Source organism: Selenomonas sp. oral taxon 892 str. F0426, assembly GCF_000468035.1.
Classification (GTDB): Bacteria; Bacillota; Negativicutes; order Selenomonadales; family Selenomonadaceae; genus Centipeda.
Map to the genome: position 1 here is coordinate 1 of NZ_KI260539.1, position 21,551 is coordinate 21,551.

A 21,551-nucleotide genomic window follows, 5' to 3' on the forward strand; every position below is an offset into this window, starting at 1 on the left:
TGCTGCACGAAGCTAAAAAGCTTCGTGCAGCAGCCCCTTTTAACGTGTGAGCTTATTTTTGTTGAGGATTTTGGATAGTGCTTGTGTTTTATCGGATATACAAACAGTGAGAATATGATAAAATACCAATTAACAGAATTTTTACAATCTATAAGGAGGAGATCTATGATGCGGATGAAAAAACTGCTCTCCCTCGTCGCTGCAACGTCGATTGCCTGCGGCCTGCTTGCTGGCTGCGGCGGCGGTGCGGATAAGAAGGCAGCGGGCGGAGAAGAGGAAAAGGTACTCACGGTCTATACGGCGCGCAGTGAGAGCCTGAACAACCTCGTTATCCCGAACTTTGAGAAGGATACGGGCATCAAGGTCAATGTCATCGTGGCGGGTACGGGACCACTTCTCAAGCGTGTTGCATCGGAGAAGGGAAATCCCCAGGGGGATATTCTCTGGGCATCCGATCTGATGACACTTGAGTCGCAGAAGGATCTTTTCATGGAGTATGTCTCTCCCGAGGATGCAAACATGATGGAGGAGTTTCGTAATAAGACGGGATATTTCTCTCCTGCATTTGCCGACCCGACGGTTATGATTGTCAACTCGAATCTTGCGGGTGATATGAAGATTGAGAGTTTCCAAGATCTGCTGAACCCCGCACTCAAGGGAAAAATTGCATTTGGTGATCCGGCGGCATCCAACTCGGCACTTCAGTCGCTCGTTGCGATGCTCTACGCCAATGGCAAGAACGGCGATCCCATGTCCGATGAGGCGTGGGCGTACGTCGATAAATTTATCGCGAACCTCGACGGCAAGATTCTCAACAGCTCGGGCGGCGTACACAAGGGCGCGGCCGACGGCGAGTATACGGTCGGGCTTACCTGGGAGGATCCCGCAGCAACGTATGTGAAGAACGGTGCGCCGGTCAAGGTTGTCTTCCCGAAGGAAGGCGCGATCTTCCCCGGTGAGTCGGTGCAGATTATCAAGGGATGCCAGCATCCTGAGAATGCGAAGAAGTTCGTTGACTATATGTTGTCGCAGAAGATCCAGGAGGCTGCCGGCAAGGAACTGACGGTACGTCCGCTCCGTAAGGATGTCCCACTCGCGTCCTATATGACGCCGATGGCGCAGATTGCACTCTTCCCGAACTATGATGAGGAATGGGTGGCACAGCACAAGACCGAGATTGTTGCGATGTGGAACAAGCATCTCGAGAACTTCAAACAGTAACGTATCAATCAGGCATATGCCGAGAGAGCAGACCCGCTGTGCGCCGCGAGGCACTTTGGCGGTCTGCTTTTTTCCGATGAGGGGGAAAAACGATGAGTGTTTCCATTCGTATTGCAAATGTAGTCAAGAAATACGGTGATCATACCGTCATCGACGGGTTGTCACTCGATGTGAGACCGGGCGAGTTCTTTACTCTGCTCGGCCCCTCGGGATGCGGCAAGACGACGCTGCTCCGTATGATCATCGGCTTCAACTCCATCGAGGGCGGCGAGATTGCGATTGCGGATCGCCGCATCAACGACGTGCCGCCGAATCAACGTAATATGGGCATGGTGTTCCAGAACTACGCCATCTTTCCGCATATGTCGGTGAAGGAGAATGTCGCCTTTGGTCTGAAGATGCGCGGCGTACCGCAGGCGGATATCGACCGCCGTGTCGATGAGATCCTGCGTGTGGTGAAAATCGACGCTCTGCGCGATCGTATGCCTACAGCTCTCTCGGGGGGACAGCAGCAGCGTGTTGCGCTTGCACGTGCCATCGTCATCGAGCCGGAGGTGCTGCTCATGGACGAGCCGCTCTCGAACCTAGATGCAAAGCTGCGCGTCGAGATGCGCAATGCCATCAAGCAGATTCAGCGGCAGATCGACATCACAACGGTCTACGTCACGCACGATCAGGAGGAGGCACTCGCCGTCTCTGACCGCATCGCGGTCATGGAGGGCGGCGTCGTACGACAGATCGGCAGTCCGCAGCGCATCTACTGCCGTCCCGCCGATGTCTTCGTCTCAACATTCATCGGGTTATCGAACCTCTTTGAGGGGACGGTGCGCACAAACGGAGATGCGAAGGCGGTGGAGCTCCCGCAAGGCTACCGTGTCCCCATGACAAATCTTGCGGTGGAGTCATTCGACGGGCAGCCTGTGACTGTCTCCGTTCGTCCCGAGGAGTTCATCATTGAGGAGGGCGGAACGGGAGGTATCTCCGCCGTTGTAAAGAGCAGCGTATTCCTCGGACTCACGACGCATTACTTCATCGAAACGGCAGACGGCGCGATGGTCGAAGCGATCCGCGAGCAGGCATCGGGACCGATTCTCCCTGACGGGACACGTGTTTCCCTTCGTGTCAAGGCGGAGCGCATCAATGTCTTCCGCGCAGCGGAGCAAACCACACTGATCGAAGGTGATGCGCTATGAAATACGCAGAGAAAAAGCCGCTCTCCATCTGGTCGGTGCTGAGCTTTCTCATCCTCGCTGCGTTCAGCATCTTTGTCATCTATCCGCTCGCGCTCGTCCTCTACAAGAGTGTGGTCGATCCCTTCTCAGGTGCGCTGACCTTTGACTATTTCTCCCGCTTCTTTCTCAAGAAGTTCTACTGGGAGACGATGGTCAACAGTCTGCAGGTTACGGTCTGTGCGACTATCCTCGCATCGCTTCTCGGATTACCGATGGCGTACCTCATGCGCAGTGTGAAGATTCGCGGGAGCAGCTTCCTCAACATTCTCATCGTCATATCTTACCTCTCGCCCCCGTTCATCGGTGCGTATGCGTGGATTCAGCTGCTCGGCCGCAGCGGCGTCGTGACGCAGCTCGTGAATGACCTATTTGGCATCGCGTTTGACGGGGTGTATGGGTTCGCGGGCATCATGCTCGTCTTTACTCTCCAGTCGTTCCCGCTCGTCTATATTTATGTGTCGGGCGCGCTTAAAAACATGGACAACTCGCTCAACGAAGCGGCGGAGAGCCTCGGCTGCGGACGGTTTGACCGCATTCGCCGTATTATTGTGCCGCTTGTCATGCCGACACTGCTGGCGAGTGCACTGCTCGTCTTCATGCGTGTCTTTGCGGACTTTGGTACGCCAATGCTCATCGGCGAGGGGTTCAAGACGATGCCCGTCCTCGTCTACACGCAGTTCATGGGGGAGGTTGGCGGTGATGACGGTTTTGCTGCTGCCATATGCGTCATCATGATTGGTCTGACGCTCGCGATGTTCTTCGCGCAGCGTATCCTCGCACGGAGGAGTACCTACGCCATGACTGCGCTGAAACCGATGGTCGCCGAGCAGGCGACGGGGCTGCGAAACCTCATCGCGCACGGCATCGTCTACTTCGTCACGGGGCTTGCCATCCTGCCGCAGCTCGTCGTTGTCTATACCTCATTCCTCCGCAGCAACGGCGGGCAGGTCTTCACGGGCGGTTTTGCGCTGCAAAGCTATGAGGCGACTCTTTTCGCCAAAGACAACGACGCCATCCTAAACACGTATCTGCTCGGTGCGCTCAGCATCGCGCTCGTCGTCGTGATTGGTGTGCTCGTCGCATATCTCAGCGTGCGCAAGCGCAGTGCCGTCAACAGCGCACTCGACACGGTCACGATGTTCCCGTTTATCATCCCAGGCTCGGTGCTTGGCATCTCCTTCCTCTTTGCGTTCAACAGTCCGCCGATTCTCATCAGCGGCACAATGCTCATTATGATTATCGCGTTCAGTGTGCGGCGAATGCCGTATACTGTGCGCTCGAGTGCGGCGGCACTCGGACAGATCAGCCCCAGCATCGAGGAGGCCGCGATCTCGCTCGGTGCGTCTGAGACGACGACCTTTGCACGCGTCACTGTGCCGATGATGCTGCCGGGCGTCTGCGCGGGCGCGATCATGAGCTGGGTGACAATCATCAGTGAACTGAGCTCATCCATCATCCTCTATACGAATGCAAACCAGACGCTCACCGTCTCCATCTACACGGAGGTCATACGCGGCAACTACGGCAATGCGTCCGCCTATGCAACCATCCTGACGGTCACATCGATTCTTTCGCTGCTCCTCTTCTACAAGGTGACAGGGCGGCGCGACATCAGCATATAGATCATTGAAATGAGCGGGGACGTTGCACTTGGCGCGTCCCCGTTTTATAATGGTGTGAGAGGAAAGGAGGTGGCTGCATGGCAAAGTCCATCCGGTTTCGTGCTTACATCCGCCAACTTTTCATGCGCTTCATCCTTGGCTTTATCCTCCTCATGCTGCTCTCCTTTGTTGTGTTTGGGTTTGTCTACTACGAGATCTATGTCGTGCGTGATACGAGCCGTGCCAATACGGCACTCGGTGCCGTGTTTGAGCAGGAGTGGCAGCGGTACGATACAGGCGTTCACGACCTTGCCCACTCCGATGTCGTGCGGGCGGCGATACAGGGGGAGCGCCTTGCAGAGGCACACAGACTTCTTTATGCGTTTTCCTTCGCCGGCCCGCTGCATGCAGACTTTGCCCTGCTCGATCGAGATGGCAGGGTGATCGCCTCGAACCTCTATGCGGTGAATCGTGAGCTGTTCGAGATGCATGAGGGGGTGCGCAGTGATCTCGCTCGTCTGCGTCTCTCCCCGGAAGAAACAGTCAGCAGTGTTTTACCGCTGCCGTTCTCCTATGATCAGGCCTCGTCCTATGCGTTCTCAGCGATAGTGCCGGATGGATCCGGCAGTGTGGACGGCTATCTCATCTTCACCGTCAAGACGGAGGGCCTGCGCTCTCTCGCGGCACAGGGAGGCGTAGACCAGGTTGTCGTCACGGATGGATTTGACAATGTTATTTTTTCGACCAACCGCCTGCTCGAGGATGCTCTCGGAAAATCTGCGGTGCAGGTACAGGGCGCGGAGTTCATCCGTGTGAACGGGCGCTCTTACTATGCTGTTGCTCATCCCTATGCAGATGCGCGTGTTCATGTCGTCACCATGACATCAATCGTGCGTCAGCAGCAGCTCATCGAGACGGGGGCAGTCTTTCTCTGCGGCGTCATCGTGCTTCTCCTGCTGGCCATGCCGCTCCTCACGCACAAGGTGACAGAGCGCAGCCTGCGGTCCATCGACAGCCTCCTCCATGCAGTGCGTGAGTGTCGTGGGGGCAACATCACACAGCAGGAGCTGCCGCGCAGTTTCCTTGAGTTTGAGACGCTTTATGAGGACTTCAACACAATGCTCAGGGAGATACGACGTCTCCTCGCAACGAATGCCGAGCTTGCCGAGCGGAAACGGCTCATGGAGGTACGACAGCTCAAGGGGCAGTTTAACCCCCACTTTGCCTTCAATGTTATGGAGGCGCTCCGCTATGAGATCCTCATTGACCCGCAGCGTGCTTCGGAGATGGTCGTTGCCTTTGCAAACCTGATGCGCTACAGCATCCGTGCGGATGGGACATCGGTCGAACTCGGCGTCGATATCCGCTATGTCCGGGATTACCTCATGCTGCAGAAGATGCGCTATGGTGACCGCCTGGACTACACGATTGAGATTGCTCCGGAACTGCTCACATGCCGCGTGCCAAAGCTGCTTGTGCAGCCCATTGTCGAGAACAGCATTGTGCATGGATTGGAGCGCATCCGCCATCTCCATCTGCGCATCGAAGGGCAGTGTGCAGACGGAGGGCTGCGCCTATCGGTGGAGGATGACGGCCCCGGAATGACGGATGCAAAGTATGCAGAGATTTTGGCGCTGCTCGCAGCAGAGTCGGCTGAGCCGGAGCACATCGGCCTCTACAATGTCCATCGTGCACTGCGGCTGCTCTACGGCGAGGCATACGGTGTTGAAATTGTCCGCCGTACGCATGGGGTCACGGTTATCCTAGACCTGCCGCTCATATGGGAGGGAGAAGATGTATAGAGTTCTTTTGGTTGAGGATGAGGACATCATCCGCCGCGGACTCCTCTTCGCCGTGGATTGGCTGCGCTCCGACTGCGTCGTTGTCGGTGAGGCCGTGGATGGGGCAGATGGCCTGCAAAAGATTGCGGAGCTGACGCCGGATATCGTCATTACCGATGTGAAGATGCCCTATCTCGATGGCCTTGGGATGCTCGAGCAAAGCAGAGGCAGTGGGTATGAGGCAATCATTCTCTCCGGCTACGATGAGTTCAGCTATGCGAAAAAGGCCATCTCACTCGATGTCGCCGAATACCTGCTCAAGCCCGTCGATTTCGAGGCGCTCTATGAGACACTGGAGCGCGCGAAGGAACGGCTGCGTCAGAGAGCAGATCTGAAGAGGCTGACACAGACGAGATCGGAGGGGTTGCCGGAGAGCCTCCTGCATCCAGAGACGGCACGCGTTGGCAAATACACAGGGAAACTTCTGCGACGGATTCGCTCACACTATGCGGAAAAGTTGTCCCTGCGCGACCTCGGTGATGAATATGGCGTCTCTGAGGCCTATCTGCACAAGTGCTTCAAACAGGATACGAACTATACGTTCAACGACTTCCTCAACCGCTACCGTATCATGCGGGCGGTTGAGCTGCTCAAAGCAGGGGAGAAGAAAGTCTATGAGGTCGGTGCCTGTGTTGGATTTCAGGACTATAAGTATTTTACACTCGTGTTCAAGAAATACGTTGGCTGCGCACCTGGAAAATTTCGTGCACAGCAGTACGAGGCTGGGGCCGATGAGACGTGAACTGCACGCTGTGCAAATAAAAAACGCCGACAGCGACGTCGGCATTTTTTTGTTGTGTGGCTATGCGATGTAGCGTCGATACGCATCGATGAGGAAGAGTGCTGCTGCCATGCCGATGGTGACAAAGCTGCCGCGTGTGACGAGCATCATCTGGAACTCGGAGAGACGATTTGCTCCATGCCGGCGCGTATAGGTAAGGATGAGGGAGAGCGTCAGCAGAATGTACATGGACAGCATAACCGCATCGAAGGCCTCCCACGACGCGCCGATGACCATGATCGAGAGCATAATGAGGAAGATCAGAATATAGTCCTTTCCTGGCGGGGGTGTTTCTGCCGGCTTTTCCACAGAGGTCGTTTTCTGCTGTATCTTCTTCAATATTCTTGCCATAGTTGTCCGTCCTTTTGTTTATTTGTTGTAAATACATTGCCAGTATATCATAGAAAAAACTTTGTCGCCACATAGTTTTTTCTGAGAGACAGTGCTATAATCAAAGAAGAGTCTAAGGGAAGCTCTCACTTTGGGAGCAGCAGACCCTTTATGGAAGCGCGGACAATTTAATGGAAAGCAAATCGTCGCTCTTTATGATTTTTTTGGGGGACTGAGAAATGTCGGTAGCAAAGAAAATCGTTCTAAGCATCGGATTCCTGGTGGTCATGTTTGCCGCCTATGGATTCTACTCGAATCACTCGAGTGGTGTGCTCAACCAGAACACAGTCAGCGTATTCAGCTGGGCTCATGTTATCAACGTGGGCGGGCAGGTGCAGTCACTCTCGGCGGAGGGGCGCGAGTTCGAACTCATGCGCATCACAGCGCCGAATGAGGAGGAGCGTCAGCGTGCGGCAGGCCTTCTCTCGCAGCTCACGCCGAAGCTGAACAAGGCGTATGATGAGTATGAAAAGGCGATTCAGGAGGTTCCGTTCGAGAACGAGGCTGATCGTACGCAGAAACTTGCGCGCCTCGAAAAACTCAAGCAGGAGCGCAAAAATTATGCAGAGGTGCGTCAGCGTGCGACGGATCTCATCAATGCGGGAGATCAGGAAGGTGCTGTAAACCTCGCGTTCAACGAGCAGTCCGACGTGTATAAGCGCATGACGGACATCCTCGAGGAGGACAAGGCCGACAGCGTCCGCCTCGCGCGTGCGGAGATGGCGCACAGTGAGGACATTTTCTCGGGCGTTCAGATGATCACCATTATCTCTCTGGTTGTGGTTGTCATCCTGTCGATCATCACGCTTGTTCTGCTGCTCAAAAGCATCAAAAACTCTGTGGATACGATTCTTGAGGGAGCGCGTCATATCGCTGGAGGCGATCTGCGCTCAAAGATCATGCTGGACGGTGATGATGAGTTTGCACACATTGCCCATCAGTTCAACACGATGGTCGAGAGCATGCAGCAGATGATCCGCAAGATCAAGACGACGGCCTCGGATGTGGCGGGCTCCTCCGAGGAGCTGACGGCGAACGCGAACCAGTCGGCACAGGTCACACAGAACGTGGCGCAGTCCATCACCGAGGTTGCAGAGGCCGCGGAGAAGCAGCTGCAGATCATTGATACAAGCCGCATGACTGTGCAGGAGTTCCAGCGTGGACTCGAGGAGGCAATCACGAATCAGCGCCGCGCACGCGAGCAGACGCAGGCGACGGCGGAGAAGGCGGCAGAGGGCAATGCGTTCGTGCAGACGACGGTCGAGCAGATGAACTCGATTGCACTCACTGTTCAGCAGACGGGAGAGATTGTCAGCAAGCTTGGCGAGCGCTCGAAGGAGATCGGCAATATCGTCGAGATCATCTCGAGCATTTCCGGACAGACGAACCTTCTCGCTCTCAATGCGGCCATTGAGGCAGCACGTGCAGGTGAGCACGGGCGCGGGTTTGCTGTTGTTGCCGAGGAGGTCAGAAAGCTCGCCGAGGAGTCACAGAATGCCTCCCAGCAGATCGCTGAGCTCATCCGCAGCATCCAGGAGGAGACGAACCGTGCAGTTGCCTCGATGGAGGATGGGCGCCGCGAGGCAGAGAAGGGCAAGGAGAACGTCGCTGCAACAGGGGAGACTTTCTCGACGATTCTAGGGATGGTGGAGGATGTCAAAACGGCATCACTCGCCGTCAGCAAGCGTGTCCTCGAGCTGCGTGAGAATATGAACTCGATCATCGAGGGCATGGGTCATGTCGATACGTCGGCAAAGGGCATCGGCAGCGAGTCGCAGAACGTGTCTGCGGCCACCGAGGAACAGGCCGCCGGCATGGAGGAGATCGCTTCCTCGAGCCGCAGCCTCGCCGACATGGCGACGGATCTGCAGACGGAGACGGACAAATTTAAGGTGTAAATATAGTGGAGGGGCATGCATCGGTGCCCCTTTTTGATGCGCAAAATTATTCCTTGACAGAAACGCAACCTCTTGTTACAATACTTCTTGTTGATTGACAGAGATGTCAGTGACGGATGCGGAAGTAGCTCAGTGGTAGAGCACCACCTTGCCAAGGTGGGGGTCGCGAGTTCGAGCCTCGTTTTCCGCTCCATCGCTTATCTGACCTGCGCACTGCGCAGGTTTTTTTGAAGTAGGAGCAATGCTCTCTGCTTTGTTTGGGGCCTATAGCTCAGTTGGTTAGAGCAACCGGCTCATAACCGGTCGGTCCTTGGTTCGAGTCCAAGTGGGCCCACCAATCGATATGAGAGCATCACGTTGTGTGATGCTTTTTCTTTTGTGTGGGGGTGTGAGCGGATGACGGAAACAGTTTTTGCCGAACGCATACGCAGCGCAGGTGCACGTGTCTTTCGCGTGGGCGGGTGCGTGCGGGATCACTTTCGCGGCGTAGATGCAAAGGATGTTGACTACGTTCTGACCGGTATCACAGAGAGCTCCTTTCGCATGTGCTTTCCCCGGGCGGAGAAGATTGGCAAATCATTCCCCGTCTATCATGTATGTGTCGACGGCGTCCGGCGTGAGGTGGCATTTGCACGCAGGGAGCGAAAGACGGGGAGCGGATATCGTGGGTTTGAGGTGATATCCGATCCGTCTGTGACGATCGAGGAAGATCTCTATCGGCGCGATACCACGATGAACGCGATGGCGATGGAACTGCCGTCAGGAGAACTGCATGACCCCTATGGCGGGCGTGTGGATATTCGTGAAGGGATCATTCGCGCTGTCTCGCACCACTTCACCGAGGATCCCGTACGTGCCCTGCGTGCCGCGCGGCAGGCGGCGGAGTTCGGCTATGTGGTGGAGGAGGAGACGCTTCGCTATATGCGTGCCTGCGCTGCAGAGCTCTCCTGTGAGCCGATGGAGCGCCTCATGGGAGAACTGCGGCGGGCCCTTGCTGCCTCACGCCCATCGATTTTCTTCCGTGTACTGCGCGCGGCAGACCTCCTCGCTTTGACATTTCCTGAGATCGCTGCGCTTGAGGGGCAGACGCAGCCAACGGACTTTCACCCCGAGGGCGACGCTCTTGCGCACACGCTCGCAATGCTCGACGATGTTGCGCACGAGACAGCGGATATAAAAACACGCTTTGCGGCACTCGTGCATGATCTTGGCAAGGGGCTGACGCCGAAGGAGATGCTGCCGCATCACTATGGGCATGAAAAGACGGGGCTTGATGCGCTTGCTGCATGGAACCGTCGTATGCCGCTGCCGCACGACTGGCGCAAAGCAGCCTCCTTTGTCATTCGTCAACATATGCGTGCGCCGCGCCTCACACATCTTGGCAAGATTGCAGATCTCCTGCTCGGCATTGGTGCCTCGGGACTCACCATTGAGGAGTTTAACATCATCATCCATGCCGACCATGGATGCCTGCCAGACTATCTCGTACGCGGTGCGGCGGCATTTGAGGCGATGCATGCGATCACGGGCCGCAGCGCCCCGGAGCAGCTCAGGGGTGAGGCGATCGGTCAATGGCTGCGCGAGGAGCGTATTCGTGCGCTGAAAAAATTCTTGTTGGAGAAGTAATCGGCGTGGTATAATACGTCTGAGTGGAGTAAAGGAAAAGGAGGCAGAATTGATGGACAAGATCATCCTGCCCTATCGAGGGAAAATGCCTGAGATACATCCAACGGCATTCATTGCACCAAATGCTGCAGTGATCGGCGACGTGAAAATCGGTGCCGGATCGAGCGTCTGGTTTGGTGCGGTGGTACGCGGCGACTTTCAGCCGGTGACGATTGGGCAGAATACGAATATCCAAGAGAATGCGACGATCCACGTCATGCGTGATGTGCCCGTCCAAATCGGGGATAACGTGCTGATCGGACACAATGCCGTTGTCCATTGCAGCCGTATTGGCAACAATACGCTCGTCGGCATGGGCTCTATCGTGATGGGCTACTCCGAGATTGGTGAGAATGTCGTCATTGGAGCAGGCACCTTCCTTCCGCAGCATAAGAAGATTCCATCGAATTCACTTGTGTTCGGCAACCCCGCTCAGATCGTACGCGCACTGCGCGACGATGAGATCGAGGCACTTCGGGAGGCTGCAGAGAATTATGCGAATCTCGGAGTGGAGTACAAACATATCATTGAGGAGATGAAGTAATGGAACAGACACTGGTTCTCATTAAGCCGGATGCCGTCGGGGCACATCACATTGGAGACATTACGAAGGCGTACGAGGAGGCAGGCCTCCAGATTCGTGCGATGAAGATGATGCAGATGACGGATCGCATTGCGCGTATCCACTATGAGGAGCATCTCGAGAAGCCGTTCTATGGCGAACTCTCAGACTTCATGACATCTGCCCCGATCGTTGCCATGGTGCTCGCGGGTGACAATGCGATTGCACGCGTGCGTGAGCTTCACGGTGCGACGAACCCGGCAAATGCGGCAGAGGGAACAATCCGCAAGCGCTTTGCAAAGAACGGGAGTGAGAATGCGGTGCATGCGTCCGACAGCCCCGAGAGCGCAGCGCGTGAGGTGCATATCTTCTTCAATGAGACGGAGATTTTCTAAAAAAATTAATTTTGCTGCCCGGCTGCGCTCTGCGCAGCTGGGCAATTCACGCATATAGAGGAGGAACGACGATGAGTGTGACAACGAAGACCGGCGATAAGGGGCAGACACGTCTTTTCACGGGTGAGCCGATCGCAAAGGACGACCTGCGTGTCGAGACATATGGGACGATCGACCAGCTCACCTCGACGATCGGCATGGCGCGCGCGTTTTCGGAGAATGAGCGCGTGAAAGGGCTGCTGCTCGATCTGCAGAAGGAGCTTGGTCTGCTCATGGCGGACTATGCGAGCCGCGGGCAGAAGCCGATGATCACGGAGGAGATGCTGCAGAAGATCGAGGCGGAGATCGCCGACATCGAGACCAGCCTGCCGCCATTGACGAAGTTCCTGGTTCCCGGTGAAACGAAGGCAGAGGCGTTCCTTGACTTCGCCCGTACGACGGCACGCGTGGCAGAGCGTCGTGCATGGTCACTTTCACGCCGCGGCACTGTAGAGGACATTGACCTGCGCTATCTCAATCGCATCTCAGACTATCTCTTTATCCTCATGCGTCTTGAGAACGAGGATATTCCACGCCGGTGAAGACATATTTTGCAATCCTCGACGGGAGCAGCCTCTTTTTCCGTGCGTTTTATGCTCTCCAGCTCCCGCCGAATGCGCGCGGGGTCCATACGAACGCCGTACACGGCTTTGCGATGATGCTCGTGAAGCTGCTAAAGGAGTTCGATCCGACGCAGGTCGTCATCGCCTTTGACAAGAGCCGCACGACGTTCCGTACGGCGCTCTATCCGGAGTACAAGGGGACGCGCGATAAGACGCCGGAGGAGTTGATCTCCCAGATTCCTCTGCTGAAGGAACTGGCGCAGGCACTTGGGATTCCTTTCCTCGAGCTGGATGACTACGAGGCAGATGACATCATCGGTACACTGGCGACGCAGGCGGCTGCACAGGGAGTGGAGACTGTCGTCGTGACGGGTGACCGCGATGCGCTGCAGCTGATCCGTGATGGCCTGACTGTCGTGCTGACGAAAAAGGGGATCAGCGATACACGCGCCTATGATGTAAAGATGTTCGAGGAGGAATACGGATTCGCGCCGATTCGCCTCATCGATATGAAAGGCCTGATGGGGGACAGCTCGGACAACATTCCTGGGGTGCCCGGCATCGGACCGAAGACCGCGACGAAGCTGCTGATCGAATACGGCACAATCGAGAATGTGCTCGATCATGCTGGCGAGGTCAGCGGGAAGAAACTCAGCGCATCGTTGGTGGAGTACCGAGATCAGGCACTCCTTTCCAAGCGGCTTGCGACGATTGAATGCAGTGTGCCGGAACTCCGCTATGATGCGGAGGGCTTTCGCATGCAGCCGGATCGTGCGGCCCTCGAGGCGTTCTGCAGGGAGTACGAGCTGCGTACGGTTGGACGGACGTTCGCGGACTATCTCGGCGCAGCGCCCGCAAATACGGTGGAACAATCCCTTTTCGATGCGGAGGCGGGGACAGTCCCGTCGGTATCCTACGATGCCGCAGAGCTTGCTGCCGCCGACCTTGACGTACTGCGCACGGCGCAGGAGATCGCTGTTGGCGCAGTATTCAGCGGAACAGCTCCGTTCGTGCAGATCATGCTGCTCGCCTTCTCCTATGGGGAGGAGCAGCGGATTCTGCCTGCAGGGTCGCCGTACTTTGATGAGGTGCTCGCTCTCCTCGCGGAGCGTCCCGTTGTACTCTGGAATGCGAAACGCTATGCACAGGCGGGCGTTCTCGTTGGGACCGATGTTTTTGATCTCGAACTCGCGGACTATCTGCTCCGCCCGGAGGAGAGCAAGCGAGATCTCGCGCGTGCAATGTTTGCCCATCTGGGGCACCTGCCGGAGATGCCAGATGATCTTACGGATGCACAGCGTGCCCTTTGGGAGGCACATACAGCTATGCAGCTGCATGCACCTGTTCGGCAAGCCCTCGAGGAGAAAAGTCTGTGGCCCCTCTACCGCGATGTGGAGCTGCCGCTTGTCCCCGTGCTCACAGCGATGGAGCAGACGGGCATCTATGTGAACCGCATGGCGCTCGAACGTGAGCTCGCAGCGGCCAACACGCGCATTGATGCACTCATTGAGGAGATTCATTCTCTTGCGGGGACGGAGTTCAACATCAGCTCCCCCAAGCAGCTCGGTGAAATCCTCTTTGAACGACTCGGACTCACGACCGGCGGCAAGGTCAAGAAGACCAAGACGGGCTACTCGACAAACGCCGAGACACTTGAGGAGCTGCGCGATCAGCATCCCATCGTGAATAAGGTGCTGACCTATCGCATGTGGACGAAGCTGCGCTCGACCTACCTCGAGGGCATCAGCGCACTCATTCGCCCTGGCACAGGGCGTGTGCATACGAGCTTCAACCAGACGGTGACGGCGACGGGACGCCTCTCGAGCTCCGATCCGAACCTCCAGAACATTCCCGTGCGAACGGAGGAGGGCCGCGCTGTGCGTGCCCTCTTCGAGCCGGGGGAGGGCTATGATGCCCTGCTCTCAGCGGACTATTCACAGATCGAGCTGCGCATTCTCGCACATATGTCGGGTGACGAGACACTAATCGATGCATTCCGCAGCGGGCAGGATGTCCACGCACGCACGGCGTCGGAGGTGTTCGGCGTTCCGCTCGAGGAGGTCACGGGCGAGCAGCGTCGCCGGGCAAAGGCGGTCAACTTTGGCATCGTCTATGGACTCAGCGACTTTGGACTTTCGCGCGACCTCGGTATTCCGCGCAAGGAGGCGGCGGGGTATATCGAGCGCTACTTCGAGCGCTATCATGGCGTGCGGGAGTTCCTCGACAAGACGGTTGCCGATGCCCGTGCGAATGGCTATGTGACGACACTTTACGGACGGCGGCGTGATCTGCCGGCATTGAATAGCCGTAACTTTATGCAGCGGTCCTTTGCGGAGCGCATGGCGATGAATACACCGATCCAGGGCACAGCAGCCGATCTCATCAAGATTGCAATGATCCGCGCCGATGAGGCACTGCGTGCGGCGGGGGTAAAAAGCCGCATCCTGCTCCAGGTACACGACGAGCTTGTACTCGAGACGACGGCAGCTGAGGCGGAGATGGTCAGTGAGATCCTGCGCGCAGCGATGAGCAGAGCGGCAGAGCTCGCGGTGCCGCTTGCCGTCGATGTACACATGGGCAAGAACTGGGCGGAGGCGAAGTAGCAGTGAGGATCATTGGACTCACGGGCGGTATCGCTTGCGGCAAATCAACGGTCAGTCAGGAGCTACATGCACGCGGCGCGGTGATCATCGATGCGGACGCCTTAGCACATGAACTGTCTCGCCCCGGCCAGTCGGTTTACAATGCCTATGTTGAGCGCTTCGGCAGTACGGTTGTGGCAGCGGACGGGACACTTGACCGTGCGGCGGTTGCGCGGCTGATCTTTGTTGATCCGACACTGCGTGCCGAGATCGAAAGGATTGTCCACCCGCTTATCCGTGCGGCGGCAGAGGAGCGTTTGCAGGCGGCGCGTGCTGCTGATGAAAGAGCAGCGGTACTCGATGTACCGCTGCTCTTTGAGGCGGGGTGGGATACGATCGCCGATGAGACATGGGTCGTTGCACTCCCACCGGAGGAGCAGCTGGCGCGACTTTTGGCACGCGATAAATCAATGGATGAGGGCGAGGCGCGGGCACGCATCGCCGCTCAGATGCCGCTCGCAGAGAAATGTGCGCGGGCAGATGTCGTCATCGATAACAGTGTAACAAAGAAAGAAATGCGGGAGTACATTGGGAAACTTTGGAGGGAGCGCATTGGTGAGGGCTCCTAGATTACGGCGCCGATTTTGGTGGATGCTGCGGCTCCTTGTTGCTGCGGTCATCGCCTTTGTATTTGTCGGCGGCTGGGCATGGGTGGAACGCAGCTGCATCTATCCCTATGAGTATCGCAGCTACATCGAGACGAGCGCCGCAAGCCGCCGCACCGATCCCTACCTCGTTGCCGCTGTCATCAAGCACGAGAGCAAGTTCGACCCCTATGCACGCTCCGACGGCGGCGCGCTCGGACTCATGCAGCTGATGCCGCAGACGGCGGAATGGATTGCACGTCAGCTGGGCGAGCCGTTTACGGAGGACTATCTCTACGACCCAGCACTCAACATCCGCTATGGTGTATGGTATCTTGCCGTGCTCGAGGATGAGTTCGGCGGCAACGACATCCTCGCGCTTGCTGCCTACAATGCGGGGCGCGGCAATGTGCGTGACTGGATGGAGCGCTTCCACTGGAACGACCAGTTTAACGAAATCGATGCGATTCCCTATCCTGAGACGCGCCTTTACGTGCGCCGCGTCCTCGAGGATAGGGAGCAGTATAAGAGGCTCTACGACGAATGAACAAGACGTATCGAATTCTTCCCAGCGCGGAGGATATGCTCCTCCGCCTTCTGCGCGGGCTCGACCTCACTGATGAGGAGCGGGCAACTTTGCGTGCATGCGCCCTGCGTCACGTCGAGGTCTCGGCGGAGGAAAATACATGGGAACTTGTCATTGGAACACCGACTGTTCTCGATGAGGAGCTGCTCGCGGCGATTGCGCGGCAGGTCGAGACGAACTATCAGCTTGCGGGCGTATTCGTGCAGCAGAATGTTGTCGCGCTTGAGAGTGCCATCGCGCCCCTCTGGGAACGTGTCGTACGTGAGGCAGCGGGAGAGGATGCAGTCCTCTTTCATACGCTGCGCCAGACCGAATACGCTGTCGACGGGAATGTGATCCGTCTCGCTGCACCCGGCAGATTTGGCGCAGAGTTGTTCGCGCAGAGCGGTGCGGCAAAGCGCATCGAGACAGCAGTTCGGATACATGTTGGCTGTGCTGTGCGTGTCGTCTGCATGGAGTGCGAGCTCGGAGATGAGCATGCGGCTCCAGCTTGGACGCCGCCCGTCATGCCTGTCACCGTCAAAAAAGAAGCGCCTGCGACCGCTTCAACACGCACAGGCAAGGGAGGGAAGCCGAAGGAGCTGCCGGCAAACGTCATCCTCGGGCGCGGCGTCTCCGGCGAGACACGCGAATTGGGGGTGATTGAGGATGAAGTCAAGAACATTGTCCTCGAGGGAGAGGTCTTTGCTCCACAGGCGAACAAACTAAAATCCGGTGCATATATCCTCCTGCTCAAATTCGCCGACAAGACGAATGGCATTGCGTGCAAGAAGTTCTTTGCTGCGCGCGGCAAGACCACACAGGAGGACATTGACGCCGAGGTCGAGCGTATCTTGAAGGCGATCGGCAAGGGCTGCTCTGTCCGCATTCAGGGCAAGATCGAATACGACAAATTCATCAGCGACTACGTCCTCTTCATTGACAGCATGGAGCGCTACACGGTGCCGCAGCGCGAGGATATGGCAGAGGTGAAGCGCGTTGAGCTGCATGCGCATACGAAGATGAGCGCACTTGATGCCGTTGTCCCGCCGAAGCTGCTCGTCGAGACCGCCGCACGCTGGGGCTGGCCCGCCGTTGCCATCACCGACCACGGTGTTGTGCAGGCATTCCCCGAGGCGATGAACACCGCGCGCGCGCTCAAGAAAAAGGGCACAGACATCAAGATCATCTATGGCATGGAGGGCTATCTCCTCGACAAACCAGAGGACACACGTGCCTATCACATCATCTTTCTCGCGAAGAACAAGACGGGATTGTATAACCTCTACAAGCTCGTCTCGCTTTCACATATTCGTTACTTCCGCGGGACAAAAAAACGCGGGCGTCCGTGCCTCCCGCGCGCCGTCCTTGAGCAGTACCGCGAGGGGATTATCGTTGGCTCCGCGTGTGAGGCGGGCGAACTCATCCGCGGCATTGTTGCGGGGCGTCCCGATGAGGACCTCGAGGAAATTGCGAAATTCTACGATTTCCTTGAGATTCAGCCCATCCACAACAATGACTTTTTAAAGATCGATGACCGCTTCCCTATCCACAACGATGAGGATCTCAGAGATATTAACCGCAAGGTGGATGCACTCGCAAAAAAACTGGATAAAATGCTGATCGCGACCTGTGACGTGCATTTTCTCAACCCTGAGGATGCCGTCTACCGTGCCATGCTGCAAAAGGCGAATGGCTACCGCGATGCCGATCGGCAGCCGCCACTCTACCTGCGCACGACGGATGAGATGCTCGCTGAGTTCGACTACCTCGGCGCGGAGCGCGCCTATGAGTGCGTTGTGACAAATCCACGAAAAATCGCGGATGCGGTCGAGCATTTCCTCCCCATCCCCGACGAGCTCTATGCACCTACTGTGCCGGGGGCGGACCGCGAGATCCAGGAGATGTCCTATGCGCGCGCAAAGAAGCTCTACGGCGAGAACCTGCCGAAGGTCGTTTCCGATCGTCTTGATCTGGAACTGAAACCGATTCTGAAACATGGTTTTTCTGCGCTCTACATCATCGCACAGCGTCTTGTGAAAAAGTCCAACGACGACGGCTATCTTGTTGGTTCACGCGGTTCGGTCGGATCCTCCTTCGTTGCTACGATGATCGGCGTCACCGAGGTCAATCCGCTGCCGCCGCACTACCGCTGCCGCCACTGCCAGTACAACAAGTTCATCGAGGACGGCTCCGTCGGGAGCGGCTTTGACCTGCCGTCGATGGACTGCCCCGTCTGCGGCACACCGCTCACGAAGGATGGGCACAATATTCCATTTGCAGTATTCCTCGGCTTCGATGGGGACAAGGTTCCGGATATCGACCTCAACTTCTCGGGTGACTATCAGCCCATCGCGCACAAGTACACAGAAGTCCTGTTCGGCAAGATGAACGTCTTCCGCGCGGGCACCATCTCGGGCCTGCAGGACAAGAACGCCTACGGCTACGCCATGCACTACTACGAGGACATGGGCGAGACAAAGGGGCGCCCCTACATCGAGCACATGATGCGCGGCTGCATGGGCGTCAAGGCGACCACAGGGCAGCATGCGGGCGGCATCATGGTCGTGCCGCGCGATATGGACGTGCATTACTTCACACCCATTCAGCGCCCCGCGAACAATATGGAGTCGGATACGCTGACAACCCACTTTGATTACCATTCGATCAGTGAGCGCCTCGTTAAGCTCGACATCCTTGGACACGATGACCCAACCGTCATCAAGATGCTCGAGGAGCTGACACACCGTGACCCGGAAACCATTCCGTTTGACGATCCTGCCACCATGTCAATCTTTACCTCGACTGATGCACTCGGCATCACACCTGAGGAACTCGGTGCGAACATGGGGACATACGGCATCCCTGAGTTCCGCACCTCATTCACACAGAAGATGATCGACGACTCTAATCCGGATTGCTTCGCCGATCTCGTGCGCATTTCGGGATTTTCCCATGGCACGAATGTCTGGCTCGGCAATGCGCAGGACCTCATCAAGGCGGGCACAAGCACGCTGAAGGACGCCATCTCCGCGCGCGACGATATCATGAACTACCTGATGCAGAACGGCATCGATCCGCTCCTCTCGTTCAAGACCATGGAGAACGTGCGTAAGGGCAAGGGGATTACAAACGATGTCGTCGAAAAACTGCGTGCGGGCGGCATTCCGGAATGGTACATCGAGTCCTGTCAGAAGATCAAATACCTCTTCCCGCGCGCGCATGCGACCGCCTACGTCATGATGGGCTACCGCATCGCGTTTTGCAAGGTACACTATCCGCTCGCGTACTACGCCGCGTATTTCTCCATCCGCGCCGACGAGTTTGACGCGAATATTATTTCAAAGGGAAAAATGTCGGTCAAGGCAGCCATCGACGCGCTGAACGCCGAGGCGCGCGAGCATCGCGGCAAGCTCGACAACAAGAAGCAGGACATCCTCATCGTGCTGCAGCTTGCGTGGGAGATGTACCTGCGCGGCTTTTCCTGCGAGCCGGTCGATCTCTATACATCAGTTGCGGAGAAGTTCATCCTCCACGAGAACTCTCTCCTTCCGCCGTTCACCGCACTCCCCGGCATGGGACAGAAGGCGGCGCAGGCAATCGTCGAGGCTCGAAAGGATGGACGATTCATCTCCATCGAGGACCTCGCCACCCGTGCTCATGTCCCCGCGCCCGCCATTGACATCCTGCGTGCGCACGGCTGCCTCGACGGCATGATGGAGAGCAATCAGGTGGAGCTGTTTGCGTAGAATCAATCATAGAGCATTTTTTGTTTGGCTCTATATAAAAATATTCAGATTGAGCGCGTCTATCGGGTGTGTCATATCCAACCCGATTGGCATTTATTGCAAGATAAAAGATGAGCAATCACACCTTATGCTTGTGTGTACAGGTACACACAGCGATTTGCTCAAAAAAATAAAAAGTGCTTGGGATATTTAAGTTGCAGATTCATTTCGACGATATACTTTTCAAGACAGTGTGTGCTTGTCTATTTACGCAGTTATTTCATAAACAAAACCATAGATAACGGTCAGGGAGGCAGTCTTTATGGCGATGGTGGTCAAAAATAATATGTCGGCGGTGAACACGCTCAATACCCTTAACAAGAATCAGAGCGAGCTGTCGAAGAGCCTGCAGAAGGTTTCTTCGGGCATGAAGATCAACAGTGCCGGTGACGATGCTTCAGGGATGGCGATCTCGGAGCGGATGCGTGTTCAGATCCGTGCACTCGATCAGGACGACAATAATACGAAGAACGGCTCTGCTCTGCTGCGGACGGCAGAGGGGGCTGTGCAGTCGACGATCGAGATCCTAAAGACACTGAAAGAAAAGGCGATCAACGCTGCGAACGATACGAATACAGATGAGGATCGCAGACTTATCCAGAAGGAAGTTGACAAGCTGATTGACCAGATCGATGAGAACGCGCTGACGACCTATAATGGGAAGTATCTGATTGATGGTACGAAGAATGGGCTGGTCGTTGGAGAATCTGGTGCGGGCACACAAACGAGCTTCACGAATATGAGCCTGGCAACGAATACCAACGGTCTGACACAGTTGGTGAGACTCAAACGTCGGGATGGAAACGATGTTGGTATCGACTCAAGCGACACGCTTACCGCCTCCTGGGTAAAAAATGGCGTTACCTATACGGGGACGCTCTCCCCGATTGGGACAGGCACGGTCACAAATATGATCAGCCTCATTACATCCCAGCACGCAACATTTCATAGCACGGGAGCGGATGTTGGCGTAGATGAATATGGAAGAACGGTATATACTCCGGACAATCAGCCTGCACTCACCATTCGTGCACGAAATGATGGCGTAGATGGGCAGGTTACGGCGATTACCTTCGCGGTTACGGATAAAGCCGGCAAGATGCGCAATGAGGTTAACGCCGTTCTAGATGACTTCAGAGAGACCGTACGAGCACAAAATCCCTCTCCTGATAACTCGCTGGTCCTCCAGACAGGAACAAAGGCGAATCAGGCGGTCAAAGTTGGATTCACAGATATGCGTTCTGTTGCTCTTGGCCTGCAGTCTGCGGATGGGGCTGGCTGGAACCACGTGATGCCCACGCCGACGCCTCCTGTTACGATTGATGTTGTGGGATCAGGCCCGAAAATTCAGGTAACGACGAAGGAAGCGGCGAATGCAGCAATTAATGCATTCCAGAATGCGTTGATTCGTGCAACAGATCAGGCAGTCGCCATCGGTGCTGTACAGAACCGCCTTGGTTTCACGAGCAGCAACTTGGTTGTTGCCTCTGAGAATGTGCAGGCGTCGGAGTCGACGATCCGTGACGCTGATATGGCGAAGGAGATGACGGCTTATACGAAGCACAATGTGCTCACGCAGTCAGCGCAGGCAATGCTGGCACAGGCAAATCAGAATTCGAGTGCAGTATTGAGTCTGCTCCAATAATTTTCCTATGAGCGCGCTGCCGCCTTACTGTGCTTGTTATTTCTCCTGTTGCGATGGGGAAGCCACGATACCGTGATCGACAGTCTCCCCCTTCTTCTGGGGGGGAAGGATCCGCAAAAACAGTGACACGGGAACCTTA

16 protein-coding genes and 2 tRNA genes are annotated in these 21,551 nt (G+C 56.3%); 17 read left to right on the forward strand and 1 reads right to left on the reverse strand.

Annotated elements, in window-relative coordinates:
- The first annotated feature begins 165 nt into the window (after positions 1-165).
- The 5 genes from HMPREF1992_RS05200 to HMPREF1992_RS05220 all read left to right on the forward strand — a co-directional run bounded on the left by HMPREF1992_RS05200 (position 166) and on the right by HMPREF1992_RS05220 (position 6,637).
- Positions 166-1,221: an extracellular solute-binding protein gene (locus HMPREF1992_RS05200; RefSeq protein WP_021684821.1), complete on the forward strand. Its 1,056-nt coding sequence runs from the start codon at positions 166-168 to the stop codon at positions 1,219-1,221.
- A gap of 92 nt (positions 1,222-1,313) precedes the next feature.
- Entirely contained in the window at positions 1,314-2,414 is a 1,101-nt protein-coding gene (locus HMPREF1992_RS05205) for an ABC transporter ATP-binding protein (protein ID WP_021684822.1), read from the forward strand.
- Positions 2,411-4,075, forward strand: a complete 1,665-nt coding sequence (locus tag HMPREF1992_RS05210; protein ID WP_021684823.1) for an iron ABC transporter permease — start codon at positions 2,411-2,413, stop codon at positions 4,073-4,075. The genes HMPREF1992_RS05205 and HMPREF1992_RS05210 overlap by 4 nt, the downstream gene beginning before the upstream one ends.
- Positions 4,076-4,152: 77 nt before the next feature.
- On the forward strand, positions 4,153-5,856 hold the full coding sequence (locus HMPREF1992_RS05215) for a histidine kinase (protein WP_021684824.1): 1,704 nt from the start codon (positions 4,153-4,155) through the stop codon (positions 5,854-5,856).
- The gene (locus HMPREF1992_RS05220) at positions 5,849-6,637 is read left to right on the forward strand and encodes a response regulator (RefSeq protein WP_021684825.1); all 789 of its coding nucleotides are present in this window, start codon (positions 5,849-5,851) and stop codon (positions 6,635-6,637) included. The genes HMPREF1992_RS05215 and HMPREF1992_RS05220 overlap by 8 nt, the downstream gene beginning before the upstream one ends.
- A 60-nt stretch (positions 6,638-6,697) precedes the next feature.
- On the opposite strand, the gene HMPREF1992_RS05225 is transcribed toward HMPREF1992_RS05220, so the two are convergent.
- Positions 6,698-7,027: a hypothetical protein gene (locus HMPREF1992_RS05225; RefSeq protein ID WP_021684826.1), complete on the reverse strand. Its 330-nt coding sequence runs from the start codon at positions 7,025-7,027 to the stop codon at positions 6,698-6,700.
- Positions 7,028-7,245: 218 nt separating this feature from the next.
- On the opposite strand from HMPREF1992_RS05225, the gene HMPREF1992_RS05230 reads away from it, so the two are divergent.
- From HMPREF1992_RS05230 to HMPREF1992_RS05285, 12 genes are all read left to right on the forward strand, one after another.
- Complete coding sequence (locus tag HMPREF1992_RS05230) at positions 7,246-8,964, forward strand: methyl-accepting chemotaxis protein (protein ID WP_021684827.1); 1,719 nt, start codon at positions 7,246-7,248, stop codon at positions 8,962-8,964.
- A gap of 118 nt (positions 8,965-9,082) precedes the next feature.
- A tRNA-Gly gene (locus tag HMPREF1992_RS05235) sits at positions 9,083-9,157 on the forward strand.
- Between the two features lie 67 nt (positions 9,158-9,224).
- Positions 9,225-9,301 (forward strand) — tRNA-Ile (locus HMPREF1992_RS05240).
- A gap of 59 nt (positions 9,302-9,360) precedes the next feature.
- Positions 9,361-10,590: an HD domain-containing protein gene (locus HMPREF1992_RS05245; protein WP_021684828.1), complete on the forward strand. Its 1,230-nt coding sequence runs from the start codon at positions 9,361-9,363 to the stop codon at positions 10,588-10,590.
- Between the two features lie 52 nt (positions 10,591-10,642).
- Positions 10,643-11,173: a gamma carbonic anhydrase family protein gene (locus HMPREF1992_RS05250; protein WP_021684829.1), complete on the forward strand. Its 531-nt coding sequence runs from the start codon at positions 10,643-10,645 to the stop codon at positions 11,171-11,173.
- The gene (gene ndk / locus HMPREF1992_RS05255; protein ID WP_021684830.1) at positions 11,173-11,586 is read left to right on the forward strand and encodes a nucleoside-diphosphate kinase; all 414 of its coding nucleotides are present in this window, start codon (positions 11,173-11,175) and stop codon (positions 11,584-11,586) included. The genes HMPREF1992_RS05250 and ndk overlap by 1 nt, the downstream gene beginning before the upstream one ends.
- A 71-nt stretch (positions 11,587-11,657) precedes the next feature.
- A complete protein-coding gene (locus HMPREF1992_RS05260; RefSeq protein ID WP_021684831.1) occupies positions 11,658-12,167 on the forward strand; it encodes a cob(I)yrinic acid a,c-diamide adenosyltransferase in 510 nt (169 codons plus the stop codon).
- Complete coding sequence (polA, locus tag HMPREF1992_RS05265) at positions 12,164-14,791, forward strand: DNA polymerase I (RefSeq protein WP_021684832.1); 2,628 nt, start codon at positions 12,164-12,166, stop codon at positions 14,789-14,791. Before HMPREF1992_RS05260 ends, polA begins: the two co-directional genes overlap by 4 nt.
- 2 nt (positions 14,792-14,793) lie before the next feature.
- Entirely contained in the window at positions 14,794-15,399 is a 606-nt protein-coding gene (coaE, locus tag HMPREF1992_RS05270) for a dephospho-CoA kinase (RefSeq protein WP_021684833.1), read from the forward strand.
- 22 nt (positions 15,400-15,421) lie between these two features.
- Positions 15,422-15,961, forward strand: a complete 540-nt coding sequence (locus HMPREF1992_RS05275; protein WP_021684834.1) for a lytic transglycosylase domain-containing protein — start codon at positions 15,422-15,424, stop codon at positions 15,959-15,961.
- A complete protein-coding gene (locus tag HMPREF1992_RS05280) occupies positions 15,958-19,728 on the forward strand; it encodes a PolC-type DNA polymerase III (protein ID WP_021684835.1) in 3,771 nt (1,256 codons plus the stop codon). The genes HMPREF1992_RS05275 and HMPREF1992_RS05280 overlap by 4 nt, the downstream gene beginning before the upstream one ends.
- A gap of 301 nt (positions 19,729-20,029) precedes the next feature.
- Positions 20,030-21,412, forward strand: a complete 1,383-nt coding sequence (locus HMPREF1992_RS05285) for a flagellin (protein ID WP_021684836.1) — start codon at positions 20,030-20,032, stop codon at positions 21,410-21,412.
- The last annotated feature ends 139 nt before the right edge of the window (positions 21,413-21,551 follow it).